This is a genomic window from Paracoccus wurundjeri (assembly GCF_030678915.1).
Taxonomy (GTDB): domain Bacteria; phylum Pseudomonadota; class Alphaproteobacteria; order Rhodobacterales; family Rhodobacteraceae; genus Paracoccus; species Paracoccus onubensis_A.
This window is the reverse complement of record NZ_JAUUTZ010000006.1, coordinates 102,460-128,935: the sequence shown is the minus strand read 5'-3', so window position 1 is coordinate 128,935 and position 26,476 is coordinate 102,460. Positions and strand designations below refer to the sequence as shown.

Below are 26,476 nucleotides of genomic sequence, written 5' to 3'. Positions count from 1 at the left end.
CCCCGAGGTATTTGGACAAAGAAGAAAGGGACGAGGATGAGCCGGTTGTTACGCAGACCCTTCGGCGGCCATGGCAAGATCCATCAGATCACACCAGCGGATGCGGGTTGGCGATATGTGGGGTTCTCGCTGTATCGGCTGCGGCCCGGTGAAAGCGCCGGGGAGGCGACCGGCGGAAACGAGGTGATCCTGGTGATGGTGGAGGGTAAGGCATCCTTCCATGCCGCGGGCCGCGATTGGGGAATACTGGGCGAGCGGATGGATGTCTTCGAGAAAACCCCGCCGCATTGTCTTTATGTGCCCAATGGCGCGGAATGGCGGGCCGTGGCCAGGAGCGATTGCACCATCGCGGTCTGCGCAGCCCCTGGCAGAGGTGGGCATGACGCGCGGCGCATCGGGCCAGACGGCATCAGCCTGACCGGGCGGGGGGAGGGTACCAATACCCGGTTCATCAATAATATCGCCATGGAGGCCGAGGATTACTGTGATAGCCTGCTGGTGACCGAGGTGTTCACGCCTGCGGGCCATTGGTCCAGTTATCCAAGCCATCGTCATGACGAGGACGACTTTCCGCGTATCACCTATCTGGAGGAGACCTATTACCACCGCCTGTATCCGGCAGATGGTTGGGCCGTGCAGCGTGTCTATACCGATGACGGGAGTCTCGACGAGGTCATGCCGGTCCGGGATCATGATGTGGTGCTGGTCCCGCGCGGCCACCACCCCTGCGGCGCGCCCTATGGATTTGAGCTGTATTATCTCAATGTCATGGCGGGGCCGCGCAGGAACTGGAGATTCGTTCCCGCGCCAGAGGTCGAACAACTCATCTGAGGGGGCAGATGATCGTTCGCAAGCCAGTGTATGTGCGCTTTGTTCCAGATGCGCCGGTCTTCATTTCCGGGCCTGATAATTCACGCAATCGGCAGGTCAGGTGAAAGAGGGAAGGCCGTCCTGCCGGTGAACGGAAGTGGTTCGAAGGATGCCGGTCTTTGGATCGATGAAGCTGCCTTGGTGAAGGTCGAAGAATATATCTCCGATGGACTCTCGCAAGATGCCGAATTTCCGGTAGCCGTCGAATGGATGCGGGACGCCAGTCACAGGCACCCATGTCGTGGAGCAGATCAGTTCTTCCATTGATTGTCGCGGAGGCATGCGGTCGGTAAAGACTGAACAGGCAGGTGATCCTGCAGCCCCCTGCTTCCCTTTGTCGCAGAATGGGGAGGATCTTTCATGCCGCCCACAACAGCAGCGGCGCCGCGCTCAGGCAACGAAATAGTTCGGGTGAAGCCTGCGAAGTTCCGCGGCCATGCCGATAGATTGCGACAGGTGTTGTGTCATGGCGGTGCCTGCCAATTCTTCGGAGCCCCTGCGCAAAGCTTCGGCTATCCGGCGATGCTCGTCCAGAATGCGGGCAGTTTTGTCCCCTAATGGCAGATGCAGGGCGCGTATCCTGTCTATATGGATGCTTTCCCGCCTGATCGCGTCATGCACATGTTCTAAACCTGCCGCGATGAAAAGCTCTTCATGGAATTCCTGATCGAGCTGGGCGAAGAGATCCAGATCATGATGGGAGACATCCTCTTGCAGGCGGATCAGGCGGTCAAGCGTAGTCAGAAGATCCGGTCCGGCACATCGCGCCAGACGGATCGCGATCTCGCGCTCGATGGTGCTGCGCAGGAAATGCGCCTGTCGGGCCTGTTCGCCGTCGATGAGGGTGACGCAGGTGCGCGACTGGGGTTGAATAGCAACCAGCCCCTCTTCCTGCAACTGAAGCAGGGCGTCGCGAATCGGAGTCGAACTGAGTGTATATTGTTCCTGTAACTGCTGGCGCGAAAGCGCCGTGCCGGGGGGCAATTCAAGTGCAATGATCCGACGGCGCAGATCTGCGCGAATTTCGCCATCTCTTGTCTCGAATCTTTTTGAGCTTCTCATCTTTCGTTCACCCGTCGGCAGTCAGGCTGATAGATTGTCGTTATTTCTGCGTGTCGCGTAATCCGGCGCGGCCGCTGCTGCGGGCCAGCTCACGAGTGGCGGGCCAACGGAACAGGTCGGGATGCTGCGCAGCCATTCCGTCAACGCGCTGGGCCGAGCCAGAAACATGGGCCCGCAATACGTCGGTGGCGGTCCGGGATTCATGAGCCTCGATCGCATCAACGATGGCGCTGTGCTGTTCTATCGGGTGAAACACCTGCCCATGTTCGATGGCCAGCAGATAGCGAAGCCGGTCGAGCTGTGCTTTGTGGCTTTGGATCAGCATCCAGATCCCGCCCATCTCATCCAATTCGAAAAGTGCGTGGTGGAACGCATCGTCGAGTTCCAGAAAGCCAAGAAAATCATTTGCTTCCAGTGCAAGGCGCTGGCGTGCGATCAGGCGTCGGGCGGGCGTGAGATCAAGTGTCTCATATGCGCAAAGCCGCTTGATCAGGGGCGTCTCAAGATTGATGCGCAGGAAATGTGCCTGCCGCACCGCGACCGGATCGAAGGGGGTGACGAAAGTTGCGAACTGGGGCGCCACATGGACAAGTCCGTCCTGCGCAAGCTGTTGAACCGCATCACGCACCGGCGTTCGGCTGGTGCCATATCGTTCGCTCAGTTCCCGATCGTTGAGAATGATTCCAGGAGGCAGCTCAAGCGAAAGAATCCGACGCCGGAGGTCGGTGTAGATACCGTCTGAACGGGATCGTCGTCGATGACTGTGCTGCATGCTCAATATCCTTGGCGGTCCGAATACACCGCCCACGCACGTAATGCCAGCGGCGTAAATGAGGTTGAATGTGACGCACAAATATATTAGTGCGTCACATAATGGTGATTCAAGCCATACGACTCGACAGGGAGGAGAGCCTATATGAGTGCGATCAGGACATTATTGTTTTCGGCTGCGACCATCACCGCAGTCGCGGGGGCGGCCTTCGCTCAGACCGACTGGCCGGACCAGACCGTCAATGTGATCATCGGCGCCAGTCCCGGCGGCGACACCGATTTCAACGCCCGCACCTTTGCCCGCTATTTCGAGCAGGTGACAGGCACATCCATGGTCATCACCAACATGCCTGGTGGTGGTGCGACGATTGCCACCACGGCCGTGCGCGATGCTGCCCCTGACGGCTCCACGATCCTGTTTGGCCATACCGGCCATCTGATCGTGACCGAGGTTTCGGGACTGGCCGATTACGGCATCGATGATTTCGAGATCTGCTGCATTCCCGCAGTGGATCAAGGTGCCGTTTTCGTAACCAGTGCGCAATCCGGGATCACTTCAGTCGAGGATCTGGTGAAGCGCACGAACGATGATCCGGATGCGGTGATCTATGGCACCGAATTCGGGGGCTATTCGCATCTGCAAGGTCTTCTGTTCATGAACGAAACAGGCGCTGATATGCGCCTTGTCGATACCGGCTCGGCTGCCGAAAAGATTGCGTCGCTGCTTGGTGGCCGCGTTCATGTGGCCGGTATCGCCTATGGGGCCGTCCAGGATTATCACGAATCCGGCCAGATGGTGGTGCTTGGCCAGCCCAATGCGGAACGCAATCCGCTTCTGGGAGACATCCCCACCTTTGCCGAGCAGGGTGTCGATTTCGTGATGAACAATCCGTATATCATTGCTTTCCCGAAAGGAACCGATGAGGCGATCGTTGAGCGCATGGCGGAAATCGCGGCCGAGATTTCCGATATGCCGGAATATGCGGCCGATCTGGAACAGGGCTTCCGTCAGCCTGTGCTTTCCTATGGGCACGAGGAATCGATCGAATTGCTGAGCACGCTTCGCGACAATTACATGCAGTATCGCGACGCGTTGCAATCTTCTCGCTGAAAACCGATGAGCCTGTGTCCGGCCCGTTCGGACGCATAATCTGCGAACTGTCTGACAAAGCGGATCAATCATGGCGAAATCCAGAACCAAGGGCCTTGTGGTCGGGGCGACCATGCTCTTGACGGGCCTTATCTATTTTCTACTCGCAGCCCGTATTCCGGGCAGCGGCGGGGTGGATGCCAGCTTCTTTCCTCATATGCTTTCGATCGGAATGATCCTGCTGGGAGCGATTCATCTGTTTCAAAGCTGGCGCCAGCCTATTGCGGCAATGCCGCAGGAAATGTCGGGCGATATCATCGAACAGGCCCGCGGCGCCGCCGAAGATGAGGACGCACCCGCCGGGGAAATGGCTCCGGATTATCTGAGTGTCGTTCTTTCGCTTTTGCTGATCGGTTTTTTCGTGTTGCTGATGCGGCCTATCGGGTTCATCTTCGCCGCCTCAATCTACCTCTTCCTGCAAATCGCGCTGCTCAGCCCGTCGGGCAAGCCTATTCCGTGGTTGCGGCTGGCACTGATGGCTGTGGTGGTCTCGGCCACGATTTTCTTCCTTTTCCGCTATGGCTTCAGCCTGATGCTTCCGGCGGGACCGCTGACCCCATTCCTGTCCTGAGGAGCGTAGACCATGGTCGATCTTTTCGCCGCCGGCCTTTTCGCCGCAATTCAGCCTCAGATGCTGCTGCTGATATTTCTGGGCGTCGTCGTGGGCATCATCTTCGGATCCATCCCGGGCCTGACTGCCGTCATGGCCATCGCGCTGTGTTTGCCCATGACCTACGGCATGTCACCCGCTGCAGGCATGTCACTGCTGGTCGCGCTTTTCGTGGGCGCGACCTCGGGCGGGCTCATCGCGGCAATTCTTCTCAAGATTCCCGGCACCCCGTCCTCCATCGCCACCACTTTCGATGGTGGCCCGATGATGGAAAAGGGCGAAGGGGTGAAGGCTTTGGGGGCAGGGATCGTCTTTTCCTTCATCGGAACGATCCTGTCGATCATTGCGCTTGTCTTCGTCGCGCCGGCGCTTGCGCGGGTGGCGCTGTCGTTCGGGCCACATGAATATTTCGCGATTGCAATCTTCTCGCTGACATTGATCGCGACGCTTTCTTCCGGTTCGATGACGATGGGGATCTTTTCGGGGCTGGTGGGCTTTGCGGTTTCGACCGTGGGAATCGCGCCGGTCGATGCGACCCGCCGTTTTACCTTCGGCATGGTCGAGTTGAATTCGGGGTTCTCGATCCTCGCGGTACTGGTCGGAATGTTCGCCATCGCCGAGGTGATCAAGGTGGCTGAAGCCGGCCGTGCAGGAAGCAACATAAGGATCATGGCCCCTGTCATGAAGGGCGTGAAGGGTTTCGGCTTCAGCATGAAGGAGTTCTTCGAACAATTGCCCAATGGCTTCCGTTCCGCGGCCATCGGTATTGTCATCGGTATCCTTCCAGGGATCGGTGCGGGTACCTCGAACATCCTTGCCTATATCGCCGCCCGCTCGCGTTCCAGAACGCCCGAGGAATTCGGCAAGGGCACGCTTGAAGGGGTCGTGGCCCCCGAAGCCGCCAACAATGCGGGGATCGGCGGTGCGATGATCCCGCTGCTGACGCTGGGTATTCCCGGCGATGCCGTGACGGCGATCCTGCTGGGCGGGTTGATGATGCATGGTATCCAGCCCGGTCCGATGCTGTTCGTGACGCAGGCCGATCTGGTTTATACGATCTTCGCCGCACTGACGGTTTCGGCAATCGTGATGCTGATTGTCGAGTTCTACGGGTTGCGCATCTTCGTAAAGCTGCTGGCCATTCCGCGTCATATCCTGCTGCCGATGATCCTTGTCCTGTGTGCCGTAGGTGCGTTCGGCCTTGCCAGCCGCATCTTCGATATCTGGACGGTGCTGGGCTTCGGCATTCTGGGCTATGCCTTCGTCAAGGCGGGCATCCCCACCGCACCCTTCATCATCGGCTTCATCCTTGGGCCGATGGCTGAAACGAATTTCCGGCGCGGGCTTCAATTGTCGCAGGGTGATTATACCGGCTTCCTGACCAACCCGATTTCCGGTGCCTTCCTCGCGCTGGCCGCTCTTTCGATCATCTGGCAGATCTGGTCGGGAATGCGAAAGCGGCCTGCCCGGACAAGCAGTTGATTCCCGACCAGCACGCCGCCATGGTGGCTGGCCGATCCAACGGAGACAAGATGACACGCCCTGTTCGCAAGCAACCTTCCCAATTGCGCTCGGCCCGCTGGTTCGCGCCGGACGATCTTCGCAGCTTCGGCCATCGCTCGCGCCTGATGCAGCTTGGCTACTCCCCCGAGGAGTTCATGGGCCGCCCGCTCATCGGGATTCTCAATACCTGGTCCGAGATCAATTCCTGTCATTCGCATTTCCGCGAACGTGCAAAGGACGTGAAACGCGGGATCCAGATGGCCGGAGGCTTTGCTGTCGAAATGCCGTCGCTGTCGGTGGATGAAAGCTTCACCAAGCCCACCTCGATGCTTTATCGCAACATGCTTGCGATGGAGGTCGAAGAGATGATCCGCGCCCATCCTTTCGACGGCGTGGTGCTGATGGGCGGCTGCGACAAGACCACGCCGGGCCTTGTGATGGGGGCGATTACTGCGGGCGTGCCGATGATCTATCTGCCTGCCGGGCCGATGCTGCGCGGAAACTATCGCGGCCAGCATCTTGGTTCGGGGTCCGACGCATGGAAATACTGGGACGAACGCCGCGCGGGCAATATCGATGAGAAGGAATGGGAAGGCTTGCAGGGCGGTATCGCGCGTTCGGCGGGCGTGTGCATGACCATGGGCACGGCCTCGACCATGACCGCGATCACCGACGCGATGGGCCTGACGCTTCCGGGAGCGTCATCGATTCCAGCGGTGGATTCCGGCCATCAGAGGATGAGTGCGGATTGCGGCCGCCGCATCGTCGATATGGTCTGGGAAGACCTGACCCCCGCCCGGATCGTGACCGAAGCCTCGGTGCGCAACGCCGCCATCGTCGCCATGGCGACGGGATGTTCTACCAATGCGGTGGTGCATCTGGTGGCGATGGCGCGCCGCGCCGGGGTGGAGCTGTCGCTCGACACGCTGGACCAGCTTGGTCGCGACACACCGCTGATCGCCAATGTCCGCCCTTCCGGCACGGATTACCTGATGGAGGATTTCCATTATGCGGGCGGGCTGCGCGCATTGATGGCGCAGTTGCGCGAAAGGCTGGACCTGTCCTGCCTGACCGTGACGGGGAAGACGATTGGCGAAAACCTCGAAGGGGCGAAGGTCTGGAACGACGACGTGATTCGCCCGCTGTCGAACCCTGTCTACAAGGAAGGTTCGCTGGCGGTGCTGCGCGGCAATCTTTGCCCCGATGGTGCGGTGATCAAACCGGCCGCCTGCGATCCGAAGTATCATGTCCATGAGGGTCCCGCACTTGTCTTCGACAGTTACCCCGAGATGAAGGCAGCAATCGATGACGAGAATCTGGAGGTGACGCCCGACCATGTGCTGGTGCTGCGCAATGCCGGCCCTCTGGGCGGGCCGGGCTTTCCCGAATGGGGCATGCTGCCCATTCCCAGGGCGCTTATCAGACAGGGCCATCGCGACATGCTGCGTATATCCGATGCGCGGATGTCAGGAACTTCTTACGGGGCCTGCGTGCTGCATGTCGCGCCCGAAGCCTATATCGGCGGGCCGCTGGCGCTGTTGGAAACGGGCGACAGGGTTCGGCTGGATCTGCCATCGCGTCGGCTTGACATGCTGGTCGATGAAGCCGAGATCGCGCGCCGCCGCGATGAATGGAAAGCGCCAAAGCCGCGTTTCGAACGGGGCTGGGGCTGGATGTTCTCGAAACATGTGACGCAAGCCGATACCGGCTGCGATTTCGATTTCCTTCAGCACGATTTCGGTCGTGCTGCCGGTGAACCTGATATTTTCTGAGGCGATGCGATGAAAGAAGACATTCTTGGAAAGGCACTGGGCGGCATCTCGGGTATTCTCGTGACGCCCTATGACAAGGACGGGGACATTGCCCCGGCGCGTCTTGCCCCCATTCTTGATCGGGCGCTTGGCGCGGGCGTGCATATGCCTGTCGTGAACGGAAATACCGGTGAGTTCTACGCCCTTACCACCGACGAAGCCGTTACGATGGTGCAGGAGGTGGCCGGGCTGGTTGGAGGACGCGCACCGCTGTTGTCAGGCGTCGGGCGGGGGATCCGCGATGCGCAGCGCCTGGCCCGCGCCTCGGCGGATGCCGGGGCGGCGGCCCTGATGATCCATCAGCCCCCAGATCCTTTCGTAGCCCCTCGCGGGATCGTTGATTATCTCAAGGCCGTAGCCGACGCGTCAGGCGGGCTGCCGATGATGGTCTATCTGCGCAACGACGCCATTGGCACGAAGGCGATCGTGGAACTGGTTTCGCTGCCCGAGGTTCGCGGCGTCAAATGGGCGACTCCGAATCCGCTGAAACTGTCCGAGGCAATCGCCGCTTCCGATCCTTCGATCACCTGGGTGGGCGGGCTGGCCGAAATCTGGGCACCTGCGTTTTATGCTGTCGGTGCGCGCGGTTTCACATCAGGGTTGATCAATGTCTGGCCCGAAATGTCCATGGCGATTCACGCGGCGTTGGAAAGGGGCGATTATGCCGGGGCCAATGCTCTTATCGCGAAAATGCGCGTCTTCGAGGAAATCCGTGCCGAGGAAATGAACGGCACCAACGTCACCGGCGTCAAGGCCGCACTGTTGGGAATGGGACTGGATTGCGGCCCGACCCGCCCGCCTTCGGCCTGGCCGTTGACCCCATCGCAGCAGAAACGGCTTGACGTCTTTCTGAAAACCCATGTTCTCAAGTGAGGCCCCGATGAGCAATCATATCCTTTCCGAAGAAACCCGCGCGAAGCTGAAGAAGATCTCGACCGCCTCGATCGCGACGGCGTTGTTCAAGCGCGGGTTGCGCAACCAGTTCATCCAGGGCGTCGTGCCGGTCGCACCCAAGGATGAGAACATGGTCGGGCCTGCCTTTACCCTGCGCTATATCCCCGCGCGCGAGGATCGGAACCCGATCACCGTCTTCCGCAATGCCGACCATCCGCAGCGCGTCGCCATCGAGACCTGCCCGGCGGGACATGTGCTGGTCATGGATGGCCGAAAGGATGCCCGTGCCGCGACGGCGGGATCGATCCTGATCACCCGGCTGGCGCTTCGCGGCGCGGCGGGCGTGGTGACGGATGCGGGCATGCGTGACGCGGAAGGTATCGGCAAGCTGGATATGCCCGCCTATTTCGCCAAATCTTCAGCCCCGACCAATCTGACACACCACGAAGCGCTGGATATCGATGTTCCCATCTCCTGCGGCGATGCGCCGGTTTTTCCGGGCGACGTGATGGTGGGTGACAAGGATGGGGTGATGGTGATCCCCGCCCATCTGGCCGACGAGATCGCCGAGGAATGCACCGGAATGGAAAGCTTCGAGGATTTCGTTCTGGAAGAGGTGTTGGCCGGCTCTCCGATCATCGGGCTCTATCCTGCCACCAAGGACGAGAACCTTAAGAAATATCAGGATTGGCGCGCCCGGACCGGTCGGTGAAGCCCTGGTGGCTCCTTGCCGGGCTGCCTTCCTCGGTCACAGGATGGCCCCACTCGATGGGCGAATAAAGGAATACCGCGGACAGGATCGCGTCTTTCTGGAAATCCCCCGTGGCTTTCGAAGATCTGGCCGCATAACATGCACCTGACCATCACCTGGATCTGGTAAACTTGCGGACGACAGAGGGGAAAACCGCGATGAGCAAACGTATCGCTGTGGGAGGATTCCTCCACGAGACGAACACATTCGCGCCAACCAAGGCTGCTCTTGCAGATTTCGAGCGCGGCGGAGGCTCTGGCCCGATCGCCCGGGGGAAAGAAATCTTTAGCCGTTCCGGCAAAAGCAATCAGGGCATCATGGGCGCCATAGATCACGCCCGCGCACAAGGATGGGATATCGTGCCGACGATCTGGTGTGCTGCCAGCCCCTCTGCGCATACTACAGAAGAAGCGTTCGAGACCGTGTCCGGCGAAATGATCGAACGGATCGCATCGGCGCTTCCTCTCGACGGGATCTATCTTGATCTTCATGGCGCAATGGTCTGTGAACATCTGGATGATGGTGAAGGCGAATTGCTCAAGCGTCTCCGCGCTTGCGTGGGCGAGGTGCCAATCGTGGTCAGCCTGGACCTGCACGCCAATGTCACGCCATTGATGGTGGAAATGGCGGATGTACTGGACAGTTACCGCACCTATCCGCATGTGGACATGTTCACGACGGGAAAGCGCTGTGGTGAAATCCTCGGCCGGCTGATGAATGGGGAAAAAAACGAAAAGGCTTATCTTCAGGCACCCTTTCTCACGGCGATTTCCTGGCAAAGCACCGACGAAAATCCTGCGAAAGGTCTTTACGCAGAGGTCGCGCGACTGGCCGAGGGCCTTCTTTCGGTCAGCTTCAACATGGGCTTTCCCGCTGCGGACTTCCCCGATTGCGGAATGAGCGTTACCGCCTATGGCACGGGTGCGGGCGAGGCGGCGCAGGCACTGATGGATCGTGTCATGGCTGCGGAACCCGCTTTTGTCGGGGAAGTTCTCACACCGGATGAAGCTGTTGCGAAGGCGCGGCTACTCGCAGGCGACATGCCGGTCATCATTGCCGATACCCAGGACAATCCCGGGGCAGGCGGTGATGCCAATACGACGGGAATGCTTCATGCTCTCATCAGGGCTGAGGCACGGAATGCGCTCATCGGCGGCATCTATGATCCGGAGGCCGCCCTTGCCGCTCATGCCGCAGGGGTCGGCGCCACGATCCGGCTTTCTTTAGGTGGCCAATCGGGAGGCGACGCACCTGTCGAAGCGGAATTCATCGTCGAGGCGGTCTCGGACGGAAAATTCCTTGCCAAAGGGCCTTACTATGGGGTCGGGCCTATGAATCTCGGGCCCTGTGCGGCGCTGCGGATCGGCGATGTGCGGATCTGCGTCATTTCCCTCAAGGCGCAAATGGCCGAACGGGAAATGTTCCGCCATCTCGGCCTGATCCCCGAGCAAGCGCGGGTAATTGTTGTGAAGAGCTCGGTTCATTTCCGCGCCGATTTTGCGCCGATCGCATCGGCGATCCTCGTGGCGGCGGCGCCGGGGCCTATGGCGGTCGATCCGGCATCACTTCCCTGGAAACGCCTGCGGAAGGGTCTTCGTCTTTCTCCGCTTGGCGACGCTTTTGGTGAACGAGACCGTCATCTGGCCCGATAATCGCCGCCGGGATCCGGTGGGTGCACCAGACCTTGTTCGGCAGCGCATCGCAGCGAGACCGAGCATATGTGCGGCTGACCCCGTTTCGGGGGAAGTCCCGCCGGCACCAATGGCGGGGTTGCAAGCGGTGGGATAATTACCTGAAAAACTCTTTCTTCGCCGAAGCGGTATAAAGATAGGTCTGCATGTCTGCGAAATTCTGCGTCAGGGAATTGATCAGATCGGCGATCTGCGTGTTGCGCAGCCGGTGGCTGGCGAACAGTGCATAAAGCGGAACCTCGCGCGAGGACCAGTTGGGCAGCACCGGGACCAGCAGACCCTGTTCGACCTCCAGCCGGGCGAAGAATTTCGGCACGAAACAGATGCCGTGGTTATGGATGGCCGACAGTTTGATCACCCAGTAATCATTGCTGAGCAGCTTGGTATGGGGAGGGAGGCTGTATTCCTCATCCCCGTTACGCAATTCCCACAAGGTGATGTTTTCGGCGTTGTGATAGGCAAGCAGATCGTGCTGGCGCAGTTCTGCGGGTTCCCGCGGCGCGGGGTGACGGGCCAGATAGCCGGGGCTGCAATATAGCCCGAATGAAAACCGGCCCAGCAGGCGGCCGGTCATATCGGCGACCTGCGGCATCGATGGTTCGCCCAGATAAAGCAGGCAATCATAGCTTTCCCGCGAACTTAGCAGCAGGTCCGAGCGCACTACCGTAAGGTCCAGCCGCAGATCGGGATTATGGCGCGCGAAATGCAAAATCAGGGGCGCGATCAGGTTCGAGGCGAATTCCCCGGTCGAACCGATGCGCATCGTACCCTGCGCATTCTTCTGGCCGGCCCTTGTGCTGTCCAGCCCGCGTTCGCAAGCCCGCCGGATCGCCCGCGCATGCTCCAGAAACTCGGTTCCTGCATCCGACAGCACCAGCCGGTTGGCCGAGCGGATGAACAGCGGTGCGCCGATTTCCTCTTCCAGCCTGCGCAATTGATGGCTGACCGTCGCCTTGGGGCGATACAGCACCCGGGCCGCGCCGGTCAGCGAACCAGCGGCGGCGATCTGCAAAAACACCGTGATGTCTTCAAGATTCATAATTGTTCAACATTCTTGAACGCTTATTTCAAAATAACTGTCTATGCACGGTGCCGCAAGCCTTCGTAAGTTGGGCGGTAATTGACGCAGCCCAGTGCAACGGAGATTATGAATGGCCCCCGACCAGTGGAACGCGGTGGCTCTGGACAGCCAGATCCGCGCCTCATCCAGCAACCCTGTCATCGTGAACGATTATGCCCTGGCCTTGTGGCGCAGCGCCTCGGGCGAGGTGAACGCATGGGAGGATCGCTGCCCGCATCGCGGCATGCGGCTAAGCCTGGGCTTTGTCGAGGGCGAGAAGCTTCGCTGCATCTATCACGGTTGGGGTTACGGACCAGACGGGCAATGCAAGGTGATCCCGGCGCATCCCGACCTGACCCCGCCCAAGACGATCTGCGCGCAACGTCACGCGGTGGAAAGCCGTTACGGGCTGATCTGGACCAATCTGGCGGAAGATCCGCATGCCAGGCTGCCCGATCTGGGCGCCGATGACGGCTGGGAAGCGGTTCGAAGCATCTTTCTGAACTATGCGGTTCAGGATGCCCGCAAGGCCGTGATGGACGATCTGGTCGGGTGGAACGGGGCGCTGAGTGATGGCGATGTGGTCACGCTGGAATTGCCGGACGGGACGACGCTGGCGGCGGCATTCCAGCCTGTCGATGCCGGTTCGACCGGGGTGCATTTCGTCGCGCGCGGCCCGGCGGTATCTGCCGAAGGGCGACATGGGTTGGCGCGGCAGGTGGTGCAATTGCGCGCCCGTATCGAAAACAACTGACACGGAGGGAAATGCCATGACTGCGACGACCGATCCGGTTGCCCGTAACGAATGGATCGCAGCCGGCTGGCTGGGCCAGATCGCGCCCGGCGCCAGCCACGACACGATGATTCTGGGTCAGCCGATCCGCATCACCCGAACGGGCGAAGATAGCTATCGTATTTCCGAGATCGGCGAAGACGGCTCTGAAGGGCGCGAATTGCCGATCCAGACGCGCTATACCTGCATTTTCACCACTCTGGGCGATCCCACGCGGCCCTTGCCCGAGATCCACGAGTTCGATGAAGCCGACCGCGTTGTCGTTGGCTGCGGCAATGTGGGTGTGAACACCAGCCCCTATCGGCTGGTCGAGAACTTTCTGGACATGGCGCATTTCTCCTTCATCCATGTCGATACGCTAGGTGCAACCGACAAGACCGAAGTGCTGGCCTATCGGACCGAACATCGCAAGGATGTGGACGAGATCTGGGCGGTGGATTGCACCTTCTTCCAGCCCGCCGCGTCAAAGGCGGTGAAGGGCGGGCAGATGACACGCTATCTTTACCGCGTGATGTCGCCGTTCAGCGTCATGCTGTACAAGAATATCAGTGAGGATTCCGACCGCAACGATGCGATCTGCGTTTTCATCCAACCGCTGACCGAGACGCGCTGCCTGGCCTATATGCCGATGGCCATCGTGGATAACGAGAACACTGCCGCCGATATTGCCGATTTCCAGCAATCGATCTTCCTGCAGGATCGGGTAATCCTGGAAAACCAGCGCCCGGCGCTGCTGCCGCTGGATCCGACCTATGAATTGCCGACTCGTGCGGATGCCAGCTCGATCGCGTTTCGCCGCTGGTTGAAGGCGATGGATATTCGTTTCGGCATTTATGAAAAGCAGGCAGCCTGACTCATGAAGATCACGCTTTACGACTATTCGCTTTCGGGCAGTTGTTACAAAGTCCGGCTGATGTTGGGGTTTCTGGGTCTGGAATATGAACGCCGGCAGGTGGATTTCTATCCGGGTCGTCAGCACAAGACGCCCGGTTTTCTGGCGATCAACCCGTTGGGGCAATTGCCGGTGCTGGAGGATAACGGGCTGGTCTTGCGCGATGCGCAGGCGATCCTGTGCCATCTGGCGAATAAATACGACGGTGACGGCACATGGCTGCCCCGCGATCCGGCCAGTTTCGGCCCGGTGATGATGTGGCTGATGTTCGCGGGCGGAGAGTTGATGGCGGCATCAAGCGCGCGGTTGCATGACGTGATGAGCTATGATCTGGATATCGAAGCCGCGCGCAAATCGGCGCGCTCGGCGTTCCGGGTTCTGGACGATCATCTGACCCATCGAGAGATCGACGGCGGCACATGGATCATGGGCGATCATCCCACCGTCGCCGATCTGGCGTGTTTCCCATATGTCGCGCTGTCGGGCGATGGCGGTATCGGGCACGAGGAATATCCGGCAATCCGGAACTGGCTGCGTGAATTCCGGAAATTGCCCGGTTTTCATGCCATGTCTGGCATCTCCGAGTATGTGTGATGTCGACTGACAGTGAATTCGATGTCCGCATCCGCAAGATCCGATCCGAGACATCGGAAATCCGCAGCTTTGAATTCGAGGCATTGAATGGCCAGCCCCTGCCGTCGTTTCAGGCCGGGGCGCATATCTCGGTTTCGCCCTTTCCAGGCGTTGTACGGCAATATTCGCTGGTCAATGATCCGTCGGATCGGAGCCGTTACCTGATCGGGGTCAAGCGCGAGTTGAACGGACGCGGCGGTTCCAGCGCGATGCATACGCATCTGAAAGAGGGCGGCACTGTCCGCATCACCACACCGCGCAACAATTTTTCTCTGCGTCCGGGCGAGGGTGGGCGGCGCCTGCTGCTGGCGGGCGGGATCGGGGTGACGCCGCTGCTGAGCATGGCGCAGGTGCTGGCTGCGCAAGGCGATGATTTCGAGCTGCACTATTTCGCACGCACCAACAGCGAGATCGCCTTTCGCGACCTGATCCTTGAAAGCGAATGGTCGGATCGCGTCGCTTATCACTTTGGGCTGGTGCCACCATTGCTGACCGAAGTATTGCAGGAAATCCTGCGCGACGGCGGCCATTCGGTTTACCTGTGCGGGCCCAATCCCTTCATGGATGTCGTGCTTTATTGCGCCGAGGCGACCGGCTGGCCTGCCGACGCGATCATTCTGGAACATTTTTCAGCAGAAGTGCCGGTTCTGACGCCGGGTGAAGGCGAATTTGTGCTGCGGCTGGCAAAAAGCGGTATCGAGCTTGTGGTACCCTCGGATCACACCATTATCGAGGTGATCCGCGAGGCGGGGATCGAGATCAAGACCAGTTGCGAACAGGGCGTTTGCGGCACCTGCATCACCGAGGTGATCGAGGGAGAACCGGAACATAATGACCTTTACCTCAGCCCGGACGAACAAGAAGGCGGCAGGCTGATCATGCCCTGCGTCTCTCGCTGCAAGTCCCGGCTGCTGGTGCTGAACATCTAACCGGGCAGCGGGCAGGGTGCCTGTCAGCCTCGGAGACATAACAGGGAGATAACATATGGGTATAGCCGCCATGGCCGCTTGTCGCCCCGAGCCGATCGATGCGGGTCCGCCGCTGCTGGACCTTGGCGGCGTGACCAAGGCGTTTCAGACGGTGGTCGCGAACCGCGATGTCTCATTAACCATCCGGCCGGGCGAAATCCATGCGGTGCTGGGAGAAAACGGCGCGGGCAAAAGCACGCTGATGAAAATGATCTATGGCGTCTTTCCTCCCGATGCGGGGGAGATGCGCTGGAACGGCGAAACTATCATGCTGACCAGCCCCGCGCAGGCGCGCAAGCTTGGTATCGGCATGGTTTTTCAACACTTCTCGCTATTTGAATCGCTGACCGTGGCGGAAAACATCTCATTGACGGTGCCTGACAGCATGGCCCGACTGACGGACCGTATTCGCGAGATCGGGCAACGGTTTTCCCTGCCTGTGAACCCGGATTCGCTGGTCCATTCGCTGTCCGTGGGGGAACGTCAACGGGTCGAGATCATCCGCTGCCTGTTGCAGGAGCCCCGGCTGATCATCATGGACGAGCCGACCTCGGTTCTACCGCCAAGTGGGATTCCGGCGCTGTTCGAGACTATCGGCGAACTGGCCGCGCAAGGCTGCGCCGTATTGTTCATCAGCCATAAGCTGGAAGAGATCCGCAGCCTGTGCCACAGCGCCACGGTGATGCGCTCGGGCGAGGTCGTGGCGACGGTGGATCCGCGCCGGGCCAGCGCATCGGAACTGGCGCATCTGATGATCGGGCGGGAAATCCCGCATCCAAAACGCTCGGCGCCCAGGCCGGGGCAGGATCCGGTGCTGGAACTGTCGCGGTTGTCGCAGCCGTCCGACGATCCCTTCGGTGTTGGCCTGCATGATCTGGACCTGCGGTTGTATTCCGGTGAGATCGTCGGCATCGCGGGGATTTCAGGCAATGGCCAGAAGGAACTGGCGGCGCTTTTGTCGGGTGAGATGCTTCTGGATCGGCGCCGTCGTGATCTGGTCCGGGTATCGGGCAGCGCTTGCGGCGATATGGATGCCGGCCGCCGTCGCAGGCTGGGGCTGGCCTTCGTGCCCGAAGATCGCAACGGTCGCGGCTCTGTCCCCGAAATGACGCTGGCGGAAAACGCGCTGCTAACCGGCCATGCGCAGGGCATGGTGCGTCGCGGATTGATCGAGCGGTCGCGGATGCGCGCCTTCGCCGAAACCTGCATCCGTGAAATGGGCGTGCGCTGCACCGGCCCGGAGGCCGAGGCGCGCAGCCTGTCGGGCGGCAATCTGCAGAAATTCATCATGGGCCGCGAAATCCGGCTGAAGCCGCAGGTTCTCGTGGTCGCGCAGCCGACATGGGGCGTCGATGTGGGCGCTGCCGCGTTGATCCGCCAGCAATTGATCGATTTGCGCGATTCGGGCGTCGGCATTCTGGTCATCAGCGAGGAACTGGACGAATTGTTTGAAGTCAGCGACCGAATTCACGTGCTGTTCCGAGGCCGATTGTCGGAGGCGCTTGACCGGTCCGCGGCCACGGTTTCGGCTATCGGTGATTACATGACCGGGGGCTTCCTGTCGCGTGACGCAACCGAGACAAGGATCAGGGCATGATACGGCTTCCCTGGATCGCCGAGCCGAGGATCGGCAGGACCGGCCCCCGCGCCCTGCTGGCGCCGCTGATTGCGGTGGTCACGACAGTAGCCGCGGCGGTCATTCTGATGTCGTCGCAGGGTGTCGCGCCGTCACGCGCGATCTGGCAGCTGTATATCGCGCCGCTGTCCAGCCTTTATAATCTCAGCGAGGTGCTGCTGAAGATGGCGCCCCTGCTGATCATAGCGCAGGGGCTGGCGATCGGTTTTCGCGCCAAGGTCTGGAATATCGGCGCCGAGGGGCAGCTGCTGCTGGGCGCGATCGGCGGCAGCCTGCTGCCCTTGTGGTTCAATGACAGCGTGAACCCGATGATGCTGCCCGCCATGGCGCTGTGCGGCATGTTGTTCGGCATGGGCTGGGCGGCGCTGGCGGCGTTTCTGCGCACGCGGTTTAATGCCAACGAGATTCTGGTGACATTGATGTTGAACAGCATTGCGCTGCAACTGCTGTATTATCTGGTGTCGGGACCACTGCGCGATCCTTATGGGTTTAATTTTCCGCAATCCGCGCCGTTTCCGCCGGTAGCGATGCTGCCATCGCTGTTCGGGATGGGTCGGACAAATGTTTCGATCATCGTGGCGCTACTGGCCACCGTCGCCGCATGGATATTCGCCGAGCGCAGCATGACCGGTTATAAACTGCAGGTCGGGGGCGTGGCTCCGGATGCGGCCCGCTATGCAGGCTTCCGCGAGAAACGCGCAGTCTGGCTGAGCCTGTGCATCGGCGGGGCGGCGGCAGGTCTGGCGGGAGTGTTCGAGGTGGGCGGTCCGCTGGGACAGTTGCAGCGGGTGGTGTCGCCAGGCTACGGCTTTGCGGCGATCATCGTGGCGTTTCTGGGCGGATTGAATGCCATCGGCATCCTGTTCGCCGCCTTCTTCATGGCGGTGATCTATGTCGGCGGCGATATGGCGCAAGCCTCGGCCGGGGTGCCTTATGCGGTGAATACCTCGCTGCAGGGGGTGCTGCTGGTAAGCTATATCGCGGCGCGGCTGTTCATCGATTACCGCGTGCGGTGGCGGCGCGACATTACGCAACAGGGGGTGAACTGATGGGAACGACGCTGGCTTTTCTGCTGTCGGGCACATTGCTGGCCGCGACACCCCTGTTGCTGGCAGCGATAGGAGAGCTGATCGTTGAGCGCTCGGGTATCCTCAATCTCAGCATCGAGGGGATGATGGCGCTAGGTGCGGTGGTCGGTTTCGCGACGATCATGGCGACGGGCAGCCATTGGCTGGCATTGGGGGCAGGGGGCACGGCAGGAGTCGCGCTGTCGGTTCTGTTTGCGGGGGTGGTGTTGCTCGCGCTGGGAAATCAGGTCGCGACCGGTATCGCGGTCGGCATTCTTGGTCTGGGCCTTTCTGGGCTGATTGGCAAATCTTACGAGGGCATGACGGTCGCGCCGATGAAGCGGATGCCGATCCCGGTCCTGTCCGAGATCCCGATTATCGGACCGGGTCTGTTTAATCATTCGCTGCTGGTTTATCTGGCGCCGCTGCTGGCTGTCGGGCTGTGGTGGATGCTGCGCAGCACCAGGATCGGACTGGTGATCCGCGCCGTGGGCGAATCTCCGGAATCGGCTCATGCCATCGGCTACAGCGTGTTGATGACCCGGTTTCTGGCGATCATGGTCGGCGGCTTCATGGCCGGGCTGGCCGGAGCCTTCATCGCCACCGTATCAGCCACGCTGTGGTCGGATGGGCTGATCGCGGGGCGAGGCTGGATCGTGGTGGCACTGGTAGTCTTTGCGACATGGCGCGTGGATCGGCTGGTGATCGGCGCCTATCTGTTCGGGCTGGCCACGATTGCCGAATTGCTGGTGCAGGGGATGGGTATCTCGGTGCCGTCGCAACTGCTGACCAGCATTCCCTATATCGCCACGATCATCGCCATTTCGATCCTGTCGATGGACAGCCGCAAGATGCGCCTGAATTCCCCGGCCTCACTGGGCCGTACCTATAACAGCACCGCCTGAGCGGTCATGCCAACAGGAGAAAGAACGATGTCAATGAAACATAGAATGACAAGCTGGATTGCGGCGGCATGCATGGCGTTGCCATTGACCGGGATGGCTGTCACCGCCGAACCCGTCATGATCGGGTTGATCTATCCGACGCCGGTTGCGGATGTCGGCTGGGCCAAGCAGCTTGATCTGGCCCGCGAGGCCGTCGAGGAAGCCTATGGCGACCGCGTAACCACCCGGGTGGTCGAGAATATCCCCGAAGGGCCCGATGCGGGGCGCGTGATGAACCAGCTTGTGGCCGATGGGGCGAAATTCGTCGTACTTGGGTCGTTCGGTTACATGAACGACGGTCTGCGGCTGGCGCAGCGCAGCCCGGATGTGGATTTCATCCATGCCAGCGGCTTTCGTCAGACCGAGAATTTGGGGACCTTCACCGCGCGCAGCTATGAAGGGTTTTATCTGACCGGGATGGCGGCGGGCATGGTGACCGAAAGCAACACAATCGGCATCGTTGCGGCCTTCGCAATTCCCGAGGTGATCGCCGAGGTCAATTCCATTGCGCTGGCCGCGCGGAAGGAAAACCCCGACGTCAATATCCGCATCGTCTGGGTGAATACCTGGTTCGATCCGGCCCGCGAACAAGAGGCTGCCCGGGCACTGATCTCGCAGGGGGCGGATGTGGTGTTCTCGCTGCATCAGGACACGCCATCGGTGGTCAATGTGGCGCAGGCCGAGGGTGTCTATGTGGTCAATACCGGCTCGGATATGAGCGCGCATGGGCCAGACGCGGTTCTGGGTTCCGTGGTGACGGATTGGAATTCGTATTTCGTCGAGGCAGTCGGCAAGTCGCTCGACGGCGAGTTTACCGGCTATGACGAACGCGGCGGGCTGGCCTCGGGGATGGTGTCGGTGGCGGCGTGGAATGACGCGCTGACTGAAGAGCAGATGGGCCGGATCGAAGAGGTCGAGGCGGCGTTGCGCAGCGGCGAGGTGCATGTCTTTGCCGGCCCGCTGAACGATCAGAGCGGGACGGAACGCGTGGCCGAGGGCGAGGTTCTGCCCGATCCCGAGATTTTCGGGATGGACTGGCTGGTGGAAGGTCTGTCCGGATCGCTGCCTCAGTAAAGGCGGTGCAGGCTGGATGGCCTGCCGGTTCCACGGTCTGAAAGGATGCATGAATTGGACTATGAAAGCGGCGAGTTCGGGCGTGGCGGGCAGAATATTTGCGCGGTCGAACTGACATATCGCGGCATTTTGGGCGAGCCTTTCGTGGTCTTTGCCATCGACCGTGCCCGCAGGCTCAGCCTGAATGGCTGGATCAGTTCCGGTCCCGATAATGTCAGGATTGCGGCGCAAGGCCCGCAAGCGATGGTCGACGCGTTCGAGATCGTCTGCAGCCTTGGCCCTATACAGGCCGATGTGCGGGAGTGGTGTCGCAGCGACATGAAGCCCGGCTTGAATCGTGACGGATTCGAGCGTCGTTAGAAGTGGCGGCCCGGAGCCGGAAGAAGACAGCGATGGCCGCCATGCCGATCTTCCCGGCGTCTTTGCCGTATCGCCGCTGGCGTGTATAGGTTCACTTCGGTCAATCTTGTCCTCGACCTTCCGGGGGCATATCTCCGCGTTGCAACGGCGAAGGAAGAACCCGCCGATTGAGTGGTTTTGTAACCTGAATACGCCAAAGGCGCGACGGGAGTTTTTGAACCATGGCGCTTTTCATGTACTCCATTTGTGCAGCGCAGAGTTGGAACATGGCAAAAAGGGGCGTATTGAGTCGTGGAATGGAGTGCGCATGCCCACGCGCGACGAATGGACGGCGTATTTGAAATGAAGAAATATCAAGCACATATGCTTTCCGTCGCCCCGATGATGGATTGGTCGGACCGGCACTGCAGATATTTCCACCGGCTGATGTCGCGGCGGGCATTGCTTTATACCGAGATGGTGACCGCGCCCGCCATCATCCATGGTGATCGGGCGCGACTCCTGGATTTCACCGCTGCCGAACATCCGGTCGCGTTGCAACTGGGCGGTTCGGAACCGGCTGAGCTGCGCGATGCGACGCGCCTTGCGGCGGATTGGGGTTACGACGAAATCAACCTTAATGTGGGCTGCCCCAGTGATCGGGTCCAGTCGGGATGTTTCGGCGCGGTGCTGATGAAAACTCCCGGTCTGGTGGCGGATTGCGTGGCGGAAATGATGGCCGAGAGTCCCGTTGAAGTGACGGTAAAATGCCGGATCGGCGTCGATGATCAGGAGCCTGCGGAAATCCTGCCGGATTTCATCGAGACAATCAGCAGGACCGGCATACGCCGCATTACGATTCATGCCCGGAAAGCCTGGTTGCAGGGGCTTAGCCCGCGCGAGAATCGCGAGGTGCCGCCGCTGGATTATCCGCTGGTCCATGCCATGAAATCCGCTTTCCCTGATCTGGATCTGTCAATCAATGGTGGAATCGACAGTCTCGATGAGGTTCGCGGGCATCTGAAGGTCATGGATGGCGTGATGATCGGACGCGCGGCCTATCACCGGCCCTGGGACATGTTGGGGCAGGCGGATATGCTTTGGGAAGAAGCCCCGCAATTTTCATCAGCGATTCAGGTGGCTGAAGCGATGCGCCCCTATATCCGCGATCATCTTGCGGGTGGCGGGCGATTGCATCAGGTTACCCGCCATATGCTGGGCCTGTTTCATGGACAGCCCGGCGCGCGCGGGTGGAAACGGACATTGTCCGAAGGTGCATCGGGGGGCGGAATCGAGGTTTATGAAACCGCATTGGCACAGGTCACGCGGGCAGCGATCACCGAGTCCCGGCAAGAAGAGGCATTGCAGGGCTGAGACTGGTCTGATCCGCGTTTCGCCTGTTGCATCAAGAGGATCCCGGATATCGAAGCGCCCCATAAGCTGCCGGGACACCTGACAGTATCGCGTAACCATGTCGTTATTCAGGCACTCGTGCACCATATCGAAGCTTCCGGGCTTGTCATGAAAGGCATCGGGGGCCCGCGGCCAGATCGCGCCAAGTCGCCGCTTTTCACTTGGCGACCCCGAAACACCATGCTAATCATTTCGCGTTCTCAGGGCGGGGTGCAATTCCCCACCGGCGGTGATAGCCCGCGAGCGCTTTCCCATCCGGGAAAGGTCAGCAGATCCGGTGGAACTCCGGAGCCGACGGTATAGTCCGGACGGAAGAGGACCGTGGCTGCATCCGTTCCCATGGATCAGTCATGGCTCGTGCTCTGGGGCCTGACGCAATTGAACGGTAGGTTCCTGAATTATGACCAAAACGACCAATCCCCGCATCGCATTCATCAAGGCCCGCTGGCATGCCGACATCGTCGATCGTGCCCATGACGGCTTCACTGACGAGGCCACGCGCCTGATTCCCGCTGCGCAGATCGACACTTTCGATGTGCCCGGCGCCTTCGAGATGCCTTTGCTGGCCAAGAAACTGGCCCAGACCGGCAGATATGACGCCGTGGTTGCTGCGGCTTTCGTTGTGGATGGCGGAATTTATCGCCATGATTTCGTCGCGGGTGCCGTCGTGACCGGCTTGATGAATGTGGGGCTGGAAACCGGCGTGCCCTGTTTTTCGGTATCGCTGACCCCGCATAATTATCAGGAAGTCGAGGTGATGACGGCGTTCTTCCGCGATCATTTCGTCAGGAAAGGTCGTGAAGCAGCCGAAGCCGTGCGGCAGATTTTAGCCCTGGATGCACAATTGGCCGGGGATGAACGCGCGGCGGTCGCCTGATCCTGGGTTCATCCGGGCACTCATGTGAATGAGGGTCGGCCTTGTTGCCCTTGATGCAAGCACGGGCTTCAGAGCGATATGTTTCCGGTATAAAAGGTCTAAGCATTTTCTTCGCATGAGGAGTCATGTCGTGGCCAACCCCTTTTCATTCGCGACCGCAACCGAAATCCTGTTCGGTCGCGGACAGGCCACCATTGCGGCGGAGCGTATCGCCGTTTTTGGATCGAGGGTGCTGCTGGTGCATGGCAAAAACCCCGCGCGAACCGATGGATTGCGGCGCGATTTGGCTGCCAGGGGTTGTGTGGTAACCGGCTATCCGGCGGCGTCCGAACCGGATATTGCCGTGATCGAAGCCGGCATAGATGCGGCCCGTTCCGGCAATGCCGAGATTGTTGTCGCCGTCGGCGGCGGTGCCGTGATCGATGCCGGCAAGGCCATCGCCGCGCTGGTGCCCGCCACCCGGCCCATGCTGGATCATTTGGAGGTTGTGGGGAAGGGATTGCCGCTGGATCATGCTCCGCTGCCCTTCATTGCCATGCCGACCACTGCCGGAACCGGTGCGGAAGTCACGCGCAATGCGGTGATTGGCGTACCCGAGCATCGGCGCAAGGTCAGCCTACGCGACGCACAGATGCTGCCGCGCCTTGCCATCGTCGATCCGGCATTGACGGATGGCTGTCCGGCCGCGATCACGCTGGCCTCGGGGCTGGACGCCATCACACAGGTGATCGAGCCATATATCTGTACGCGCGCCAATCCGCTGACCGATGCGCTGTGCCGCGATGCCATTCCGCGGGGTTTGGGGGCGCTGCGCCGTCTGATGGAAGAGGGCGAGGATGCCGGGGCGAGGGATGAAATGGCATGGGTCAGCCTGTGCGGCGGCCTTGCGCTTGCCAATGCCGGGCTTGGCGCAGTTCATGGCCTGGCCGGGCCATTGGGTGGGCTGACCGGCGCGGCGCATGGCGCGATTTGCGGGGCGCTGTTGCCGCATGTGCTGGTAGCGAACCGCTTTGCTGTCTCCGACGATGATGCCGCAAAACGGCTGGATGAAGTCGGCGCATGGATTGGCGATATGTTCGGCAATGGCGGGGCCGGGCTGGAGCAGGCGGCGGGCATGCTGGCCGATTGGTCCCATGCGCATGGTCTTGAAACGCTGACCGGCCTTAGCATTGATGAAAAAGCGCAAACAGCAGCAGCTGAAGCAGCGGCGAGTTCATCTTCTATGAAAGCCAATCCTGCAGAACTATCTTCGGCGGCCCTGCGGGATATCATGCGGGCGGCGAACTGACGTGCTTTTATGACAATGCCGCCCGAAGACTTTGCCTCCGGGACGCGGAATTGACTGATATGGACATAAGCGCGGCGTTTCTGCTCTGGCGCGAATTGTCCTAATCCAGAACCGTGCTTTGGCTACGCAGAATTGACAGGACTTTCCCGGTTTTCGGATCGATCCTGATCAGCATGCCATGCGCGATCGCATATTTGCTGTCTGCGGGTTCGGGACCCAGTCCGTAAAGGCCGGGCTGGGAAATAATATGAACTTCTTCGGCGGGCAGGACATCGCCGACTCCGAATTCAGAAGATTCCGCATCCGGTGTCCCGGCTGCGAATGCCTGCGGCGCATAAAACACTCCGCCGCTTGTCAGTACGGCCATAACACATGCCGTTGCAAAACTACGAACATAACCCATCTGCGATATAAGTCCCTGGCTTTTACTTGCTGTATGACTTTTCAGATAGGTAACTTCCGACAACAGCGCGGGTTCCATCCGGTTCCCGCTTTGCGCGGTCATCCGTTCATTTTGACGAATCTTGGCAACATTGCCGAGAAATCGCGCCCGCGCCCGTCCTCTTGTTCGACGAATTGCTCGTATAATTGCAGGGCGAGTTCGCCCATAGGTGTTTGTGCACCGGCCGAGCGGGCCGCATCCCGGGCAAGTCCAAGATCCTTCAGCATCAGATCGGCGGAGAAACCCGGTCGATAATCGTTATCCGCAGGCGATTGCGGGCCGATACCAGGGGCAGGGCAATAGGCGTTCATCGACCAGCTATAGCCGGAACTCGTTGAAACCACATCAAACATCTTCTGCCGGTCCAGTCCAAGCTTGTCGGCCAGGGCAAAGGCTTCGCAGGTAACGATCATCGTTGCGCCAAGGATCATGTTATTGCAGATCTTGGCGGCTTGTCCGGCGCCGGAATCGCCGCAATGGACCGCCTTCTGGCCCATGATATCGAAGAGCGGGGATACTGTCGCGAATGCCGCGCCGCCGCCGCCGACCATAAAGGTCAATGTGCCGTTCTGCGCGCCGCCGATCCCGCCCGATACCGGCGCATCCAATGCCCCCAGTCCCGCCGCGCTTGCCCCCGATGCGACGGCGCGCGCAGAATTCACATCCACGGTCGAGCAATCGCAAAGGACCGCACCGCGCTTCATGTTCGGGATGATCTGTTGAGCGACCATTTTCAGGATCGCACCATTGGGCAGCATGGTGATGACGACATCGGCATCCCTCACCGCATCTGCCGCGCTACCCGCCGATATCAGCCCGGCGGGGACGGGCGCGGCAGTATCGAAGCCGGTGACCTCATATCCCGCTTCGGCCAGATTGGCGGCCATCGGCGCGCCCATATTTCCCAAACCGATGAACCCGATTTTCATGCCGTCTCCTCCTTCCAGCGAAGTTCATGCTCGCCCAGCGATGCAAGAATCCTTGATACATTCGCCTCCGATGCATCCGCCGACCATTGTGGTTCGCGGTCCTTGTCGATGATTTGTGCACGCACGCCCTCCAGAAAGTCGCTGAATTCGGTCGCGCGCCAGGTAAAGCGGTATTCGCGGCTCAGCGATTCCTGTATGCGCCGGTCCCCGCGCGAGGCCCTGATCATTACCAGACCCGCCGCCATGGACAGGGGCGAACTCCGGCGGAGAGATTTCAGCGTGTCCTCATCGCCGGCTTTTTCAAGTGCGGCGACGATATCCTCCACATGCCGCTCGCCAAAGGCGGACAGGTCGCGGCTGGATAACGGGGCAGGGGGCGGCGTCTTGCCCTTGATCCGGGCGGCATCGCCGCTTTGTTCCAGATCGGCGATCAGGGCGGGCCATTCGGCTTCGGGCAGGTAGTAATCGGCAAAACCGGCCTGGATGGCATCGCCCGGACCCATACGCTCGGATGTCAGACCCAGATATTCTCCGATGCGGCCCGGAGCCCGGCCCAGCAGCCATGTTCCGCCGACATCCGGGATCAGACCGATGGTAGATTCCGGCATGGCGATTTTGGTCGTGTCGCTGACGATACGGTGGCTTGCATGACCGCCGACGCCGACGCCGCCGCCCATTACGAAACCCTGCATGAAGGCGGCGATCGGCTTGGGATAATCGGCGATCGTCGCGTTCATCCGGTATTCGTCGCGAAAAAAGTCACGTCCGACCTGATGGTTGCCCGCCATTCCGGCGCGATAGACCTCGACGACATCGCCCCCCGCGCAGAACGCTTTTTCGCCTTCGGCCGTGACGATGATCAGATTGACCTGCGGATCGTCACGCCATTCATTCAACGCCCCAAGCAGATCAAGCGCCATCTGATGGCTGAGTGCGTTCAGTGCCTTGGGCCGGTTGAATGTGATATGTCCGGCGCGGCCGGATTTATAAATCTTCAGATCAGTCAAC

27 protein-coding genes and 1 riboswitch are annotated in these 26,476 nt (G+C 60.3%); of the genes, 20 read left to right on the top strand and 7 right to left on the bottom strand.

The window, feature by feature from the left end; translation table 11 throughout:
• Window positions 1–36: 36 nt before the first annotated feature.
• On the top strand, window positions 37–831 hold the full coding sequence (iolB, locus tag Q0601_RS08150) for a 5-deoxy-glucuronate isomerase (protein ID WP_305288958.1): 795 nt from the start codon (window positions 37–39) through the stop codon (window positions 829–831).
• Between the two features lie 96 nt (window positions 832–927).
• Here iolB and Q0601_RS08145 read toward each other — a convergent pair whose 3' ends face one another.
• From Q0601_RS08145 to Q0601_RS08135, 3 genes are all read right to left on the bottom strand, one after another.
• On the bottom strand, window positions 928–1,134 hold the full coding sequence (locus tag Q0601_RS08145) for a hypothetical protein (RefSeq protein ID WP_305288953.1): 207 nt from the start codon (window positions 1,132–1,134) through the stop codon (window positions 928–930).
• A gap of 126 nt (window positions 1,135–1,260) precedes the next feature.
• Entirely contained in the window at window positions 1,261–1,932 is a 672-nt protein-coding gene (locus tag Q0601_RS08140) for a GntR family transcriptional regulator (RefSeq protein ID WP_305288951.1), read from the bottom strand.
• A 40-nt stretch (window positions 1,933–1,972) separates the two neighbouring features.
• Window positions 1,973–2,704, bottom strand: coding sequence for a GntR family transcriptional regulator (locus tag Q0601_RS08135; RefSeq protein WP_305288948.1), 732 nt, complete (start codon window positions 2,702–2,704; stop codon window positions 1,973–1,975).
• A gap of 144 nt (window positions 2,705–2,848) precedes the next feature.
• On the opposite strand from Q0601_RS08135, the gene Q0601_RS08130 reads away from it, so the two are divergent.
• The 7 genes from Q0601_RS08130 (at window position 2,849) to Q0601_RS08100 (ending at window position 11,074) form a co-directional block, all read left to right on the top strand.
• Entirely contained in the window at window positions 2,849–3,814 is a 966-nt protein-coding gene (locus tag Q0601_RS08130; RefSeq protein WP_305288946.1) for a Bug family tripartite tricarboxylate transporter substrate binding protein, read from the top strand.
• 70 nt (window positions 3,815–3,884) lie between these two features.
• A complete protein-coding gene (locus Q0601_RS08125) occupies window positions 3,885–4,424 on the top strand; it encodes a tripartite tricarboxylate transporter TctB family protein (protein ID WP_305288944.1) in 540 nt (179 codons plus the stop codon).
• A 12-nt stretch (window positions 4,425–4,436) separates the two neighbouring features.
• Window positions 4,437–5,945 carry a tripartite tricarboxylate transporter permease gene (locus tag Q0601_RS08120; protein WP_305288942.1) on the top strand — a complete coding sequence of 503 codons (1,509 nt, stop codon included), beginning with the start codon at window positions 4,437–4,439 and terminating at the stop codon, window positions 5,943–5,945.
• Window positions 5,946–5,995: 50 nt separating this feature from the next.
• The gene (araD, locus tag Q0601_RS08115) at window positions 5,996–7,738 is read left to right on the top strand and encodes an L-arabinonate dehydratase (protein ID WP_305288941.1); all 1,743 of its coding nucleotides are present in this window, start codon (window positions 5,996–5,998) and stop codon (window positions 7,736–7,738) included.
• A gap of 9 nt (window positions 7,739–7,747) precedes the next feature.
• Window positions 7,748–8,650, top strand: a complete 903-nt coding sequence (locus Q0601_RS08110) for a dihydrodipicolinate synthase family protein (RefSeq protein ID WP_305288938.1) — start codon at window positions 7,748–7,750, stop codon at window positions 8,648–8,650.
• Window positions 8,651–8,657: 7 nt separating this feature from the next.
• Complete coding sequence (locus Q0601_RS08105; protein WP_305288936.1) at window positions 8,658–9,383, top strand: ribonuclease activity regulator RraA; 726 nt, start codon at window positions 8,658–8,660, stop codon at window positions 9,381–9,383.
• A gap of 197 nt (window positions 9,384–9,580) precedes the next feature.
• Window positions 9,581–11,074: a M81 family metallopeptidase gene (locus tag Q0601_RS08100; RefSeq protein ID WP_305288934.1), complete on the top strand. Its 1,494-nt coding sequence runs from the start codon at window positions 9,581–9,583 to the stop codon at window positions 11,072–11,074.
• A gap of 136 nt (window positions 11,075–11,210) precedes the next feature.
• Here the strand turns inward: Q0601_RS08100 and Q0601_RS08095 are convergent, their stop codons facing one another.
• A complete protein-coding gene (locus Q0601_RS08095) occupies window positions 11,211–12,152 on the bottom strand; it encodes a LysR family transcriptional regulator (protein ID WP_305288932.1) in 942 nt (313 codons plus the stop codon).
• A 112-nt stretch (window positions 12,153–12,264) separates the two neighbouring features.
• On the opposite strand from Q0601_RS08095, the gene Q0601_RS08090 reads away from it, so the two are divergent.
• The 12 genes from Q0601_RS08090 to Q0601_RS08035 all read left to right on the top strand — a co-directional run bounded on the left by Q0601_RS08090 (window position 12,265) and on the right by Q0601_RS08035 (window position 24,097).
• Window positions 12,265–12,927 carry a Rieske (2Fe-2S) protein gene (locus tag Q0601_RS08090; RefSeq protein WP_305288931.1) on the top strand — a complete coding sequence of 221 codons (663 nt, stop codon included), beginning with the start codon at window positions 12,265–12,267 and terminating at the stop codon, window positions 12,925–12,927.
• Between the two features lie 16 nt (window positions 12,928–12,943).
• A complete protein-coding gene (locus Q0601_RS08085; protein ID WP_305288930.1) occupies window positions 12,944–13,819 on the top strand; it encodes an aromatic ring-hydroxylating dioxygenase subunit alpha in 876 nt (291 codons plus the stop codon).
• A gap of 3 nt (window positions 13,820–13,822) precedes the next feature.
• Window positions 13,823–14,452 (top strand): glutathione S-transferase family protein, encoded by a 630-nt coding sequence (locus Q0601_RS08080; RefSeq protein ID WP_305288928.1) that lies wholly within the window; start codon window positions 13,823–13,825, stop codon window positions 14,450–14,452.
• Window positions 14,452–15,420 (top strand): PDR/VanB family oxidoreductase, encoded by a 969-nt coding sequence (locus tag Q0601_RS08075; protein ID WP_305288926.1) that lies wholly within the window; start codon window positions 14,452–14,454, stop codon window positions 15,418–15,420. The genes Q0601_RS08080 and Q0601_RS08075 overlap by 1 nt, the downstream gene beginning before the upstream one ends.
• Before the next feature lie 55 nt (window positions 15,421–15,475).
• A complete protein-coding gene (locus tag Q0601_RS08070) occupies window positions 15,476–17,056 on the top strand; it encodes an ABC transporter ATP-binding protein (RefSeq protein ID WP_305288924.1) in 1,581 nt (526 codons plus the stop codon).
• Window positions 17,053–18,144 carry an ABC transporter permease gene (locus tag Q0601_RS08065; RefSeq protein WP_305288922.1) on the top strand — a complete coding sequence of 364 codons (1,092 nt, stop codon included), beginning with the start codon at window positions 17,053–17,055 and terminating at the stop codon, window positions 18,142–18,144. The genes Q0601_RS08070 and Q0601_RS08065 overlap by 4 nt, the downstream gene beginning before the upstream one ends.
• Window positions 18,144–19,067 (top strand): ABC transporter permease, encoded by a 924-nt coding sequence (locus Q0601_RS08060; RefSeq protein WP_305288920.1) that lies wholly within the window; start codon window positions 18,144–18,146, stop codon window positions 19,065–19,067. The genes Q0601_RS08065 and Q0601_RS08060 overlap by 1 nt, the downstream gene beginning before the upstream one ends.
• A 45-nt stretch (window positions 19,068–19,112) precedes the next feature.
• Window positions 19,113–20,180, top strand: a complete 1,068-nt coding sequence (locus Q0601_RS08055; RefSeq protein WP_305288918.1) for a BMP family ABC transporter substrate-binding protein — start codon at window positions 19,113–19,115, stop codon at window positions 20,178–20,180.
• 54 nt (window positions 20,181–20,234) lie between these two features.
• On the top strand, window positions 20,235–20,540 hold the full coding sequence (locus tag Q0601_RS08050) for an acylphosphatase (protein WP_305288916.1): 306 nt from the start codon (window positions 20,235–20,237) through the stop codon (window positions 20,538–20,540).
• 342 nt (window positions 20,541–20,882) lie between these two features.
• Window positions 20,883–21,893: a tRNA dihydrouridine(20/20a) synthase DusA gene (gene dusA, locus Q0601_RS08045; protein WP_305288913.1), complete on the top strand. Its 1,011-nt coding sequence runs from the start codon at window positions 20,883–20,885 to the stop codon at window positions 21,891–21,893.
• A 231-nt stretch (window positions 21,894–22,124) separates the two neighbouring features.
• Window positions 22,125–22,256, top strand: a riboswitch (FMN riboswitch).
• Between the two features lie 76 nt (window positions 22,257–22,332).
• Window positions 22,333–22,809: a 6,7-dimethyl-8-ribityllumazine synthase gene (locus Q0601_RS08040; protein WP_305288911.1), complete on the top strand. Its 477-nt coding sequence runs from the start codon at window positions 22,333–22,335 to the stop codon at window positions 22,807–22,809.
• A 130-nt stretch (window positions 22,810–22,939) separates the two neighbouring features.
• A complete protein-coding gene (locus Q0601_RS08035) occupies window positions 22,940–24,097 on the top strand; it encodes an iron-containing alcohol dehydrogenase (RefSeq protein WP_305288909.1) in 1,158 nt (385 codons plus the stop codon).
• Between the two features lie 100 nt (window positions 24,098–24,197).
• On the opposite strand, the gene Q0601_RS08030 is transcribed toward Q0601_RS08035, so the two are convergent.
• The 3 genes from Q0601_RS08030 to Q0601_RS08020 all read right to left on the bottom strand — a co-directional run bounded on the left by Q0601_RS08030 (window position 24,198) and on the right by Q0601_RS08020 (window position 26,475).
• On the bottom strand, window positions 24,198–24,464 hold the full coding sequence (locus Q0601_RS08030) for a hypothetical protein (protein ID WP_305288907.1): 267 nt from the start codon (window positions 24,462–24,464) through the stop codon (window positions 24,198–24,200).
• Between the two features lie 134 nt (window positions 24,465–24,598).
• Window positions 24,599–25,468, bottom strand: coding sequence for a 3-hydroxyisobutyrate dehydrogenase (mmsB, locus tag Q0601_RS08025; RefSeq protein ID WP_305288905.1), 870 nt, complete (start codon window positions 25,466–25,468; stop codon window positions 24,599–24,601).
• Complete coding sequence (locus Q0601_RS08020; protein WP_305288902.1) at window positions 25,465–26,475, bottom strand: enoyl-CoA hydratase/isomerase family protein; 1,011 nt, start codon at window positions 26,473–26,475, stop codon at window positions 25,465–25,467. Before Q0601_RS08020 ends, mmsB begins: the two co-directional genes overlap by 4 nt.
• Window position 26,476: the final 1 nt, after the last annotated feature.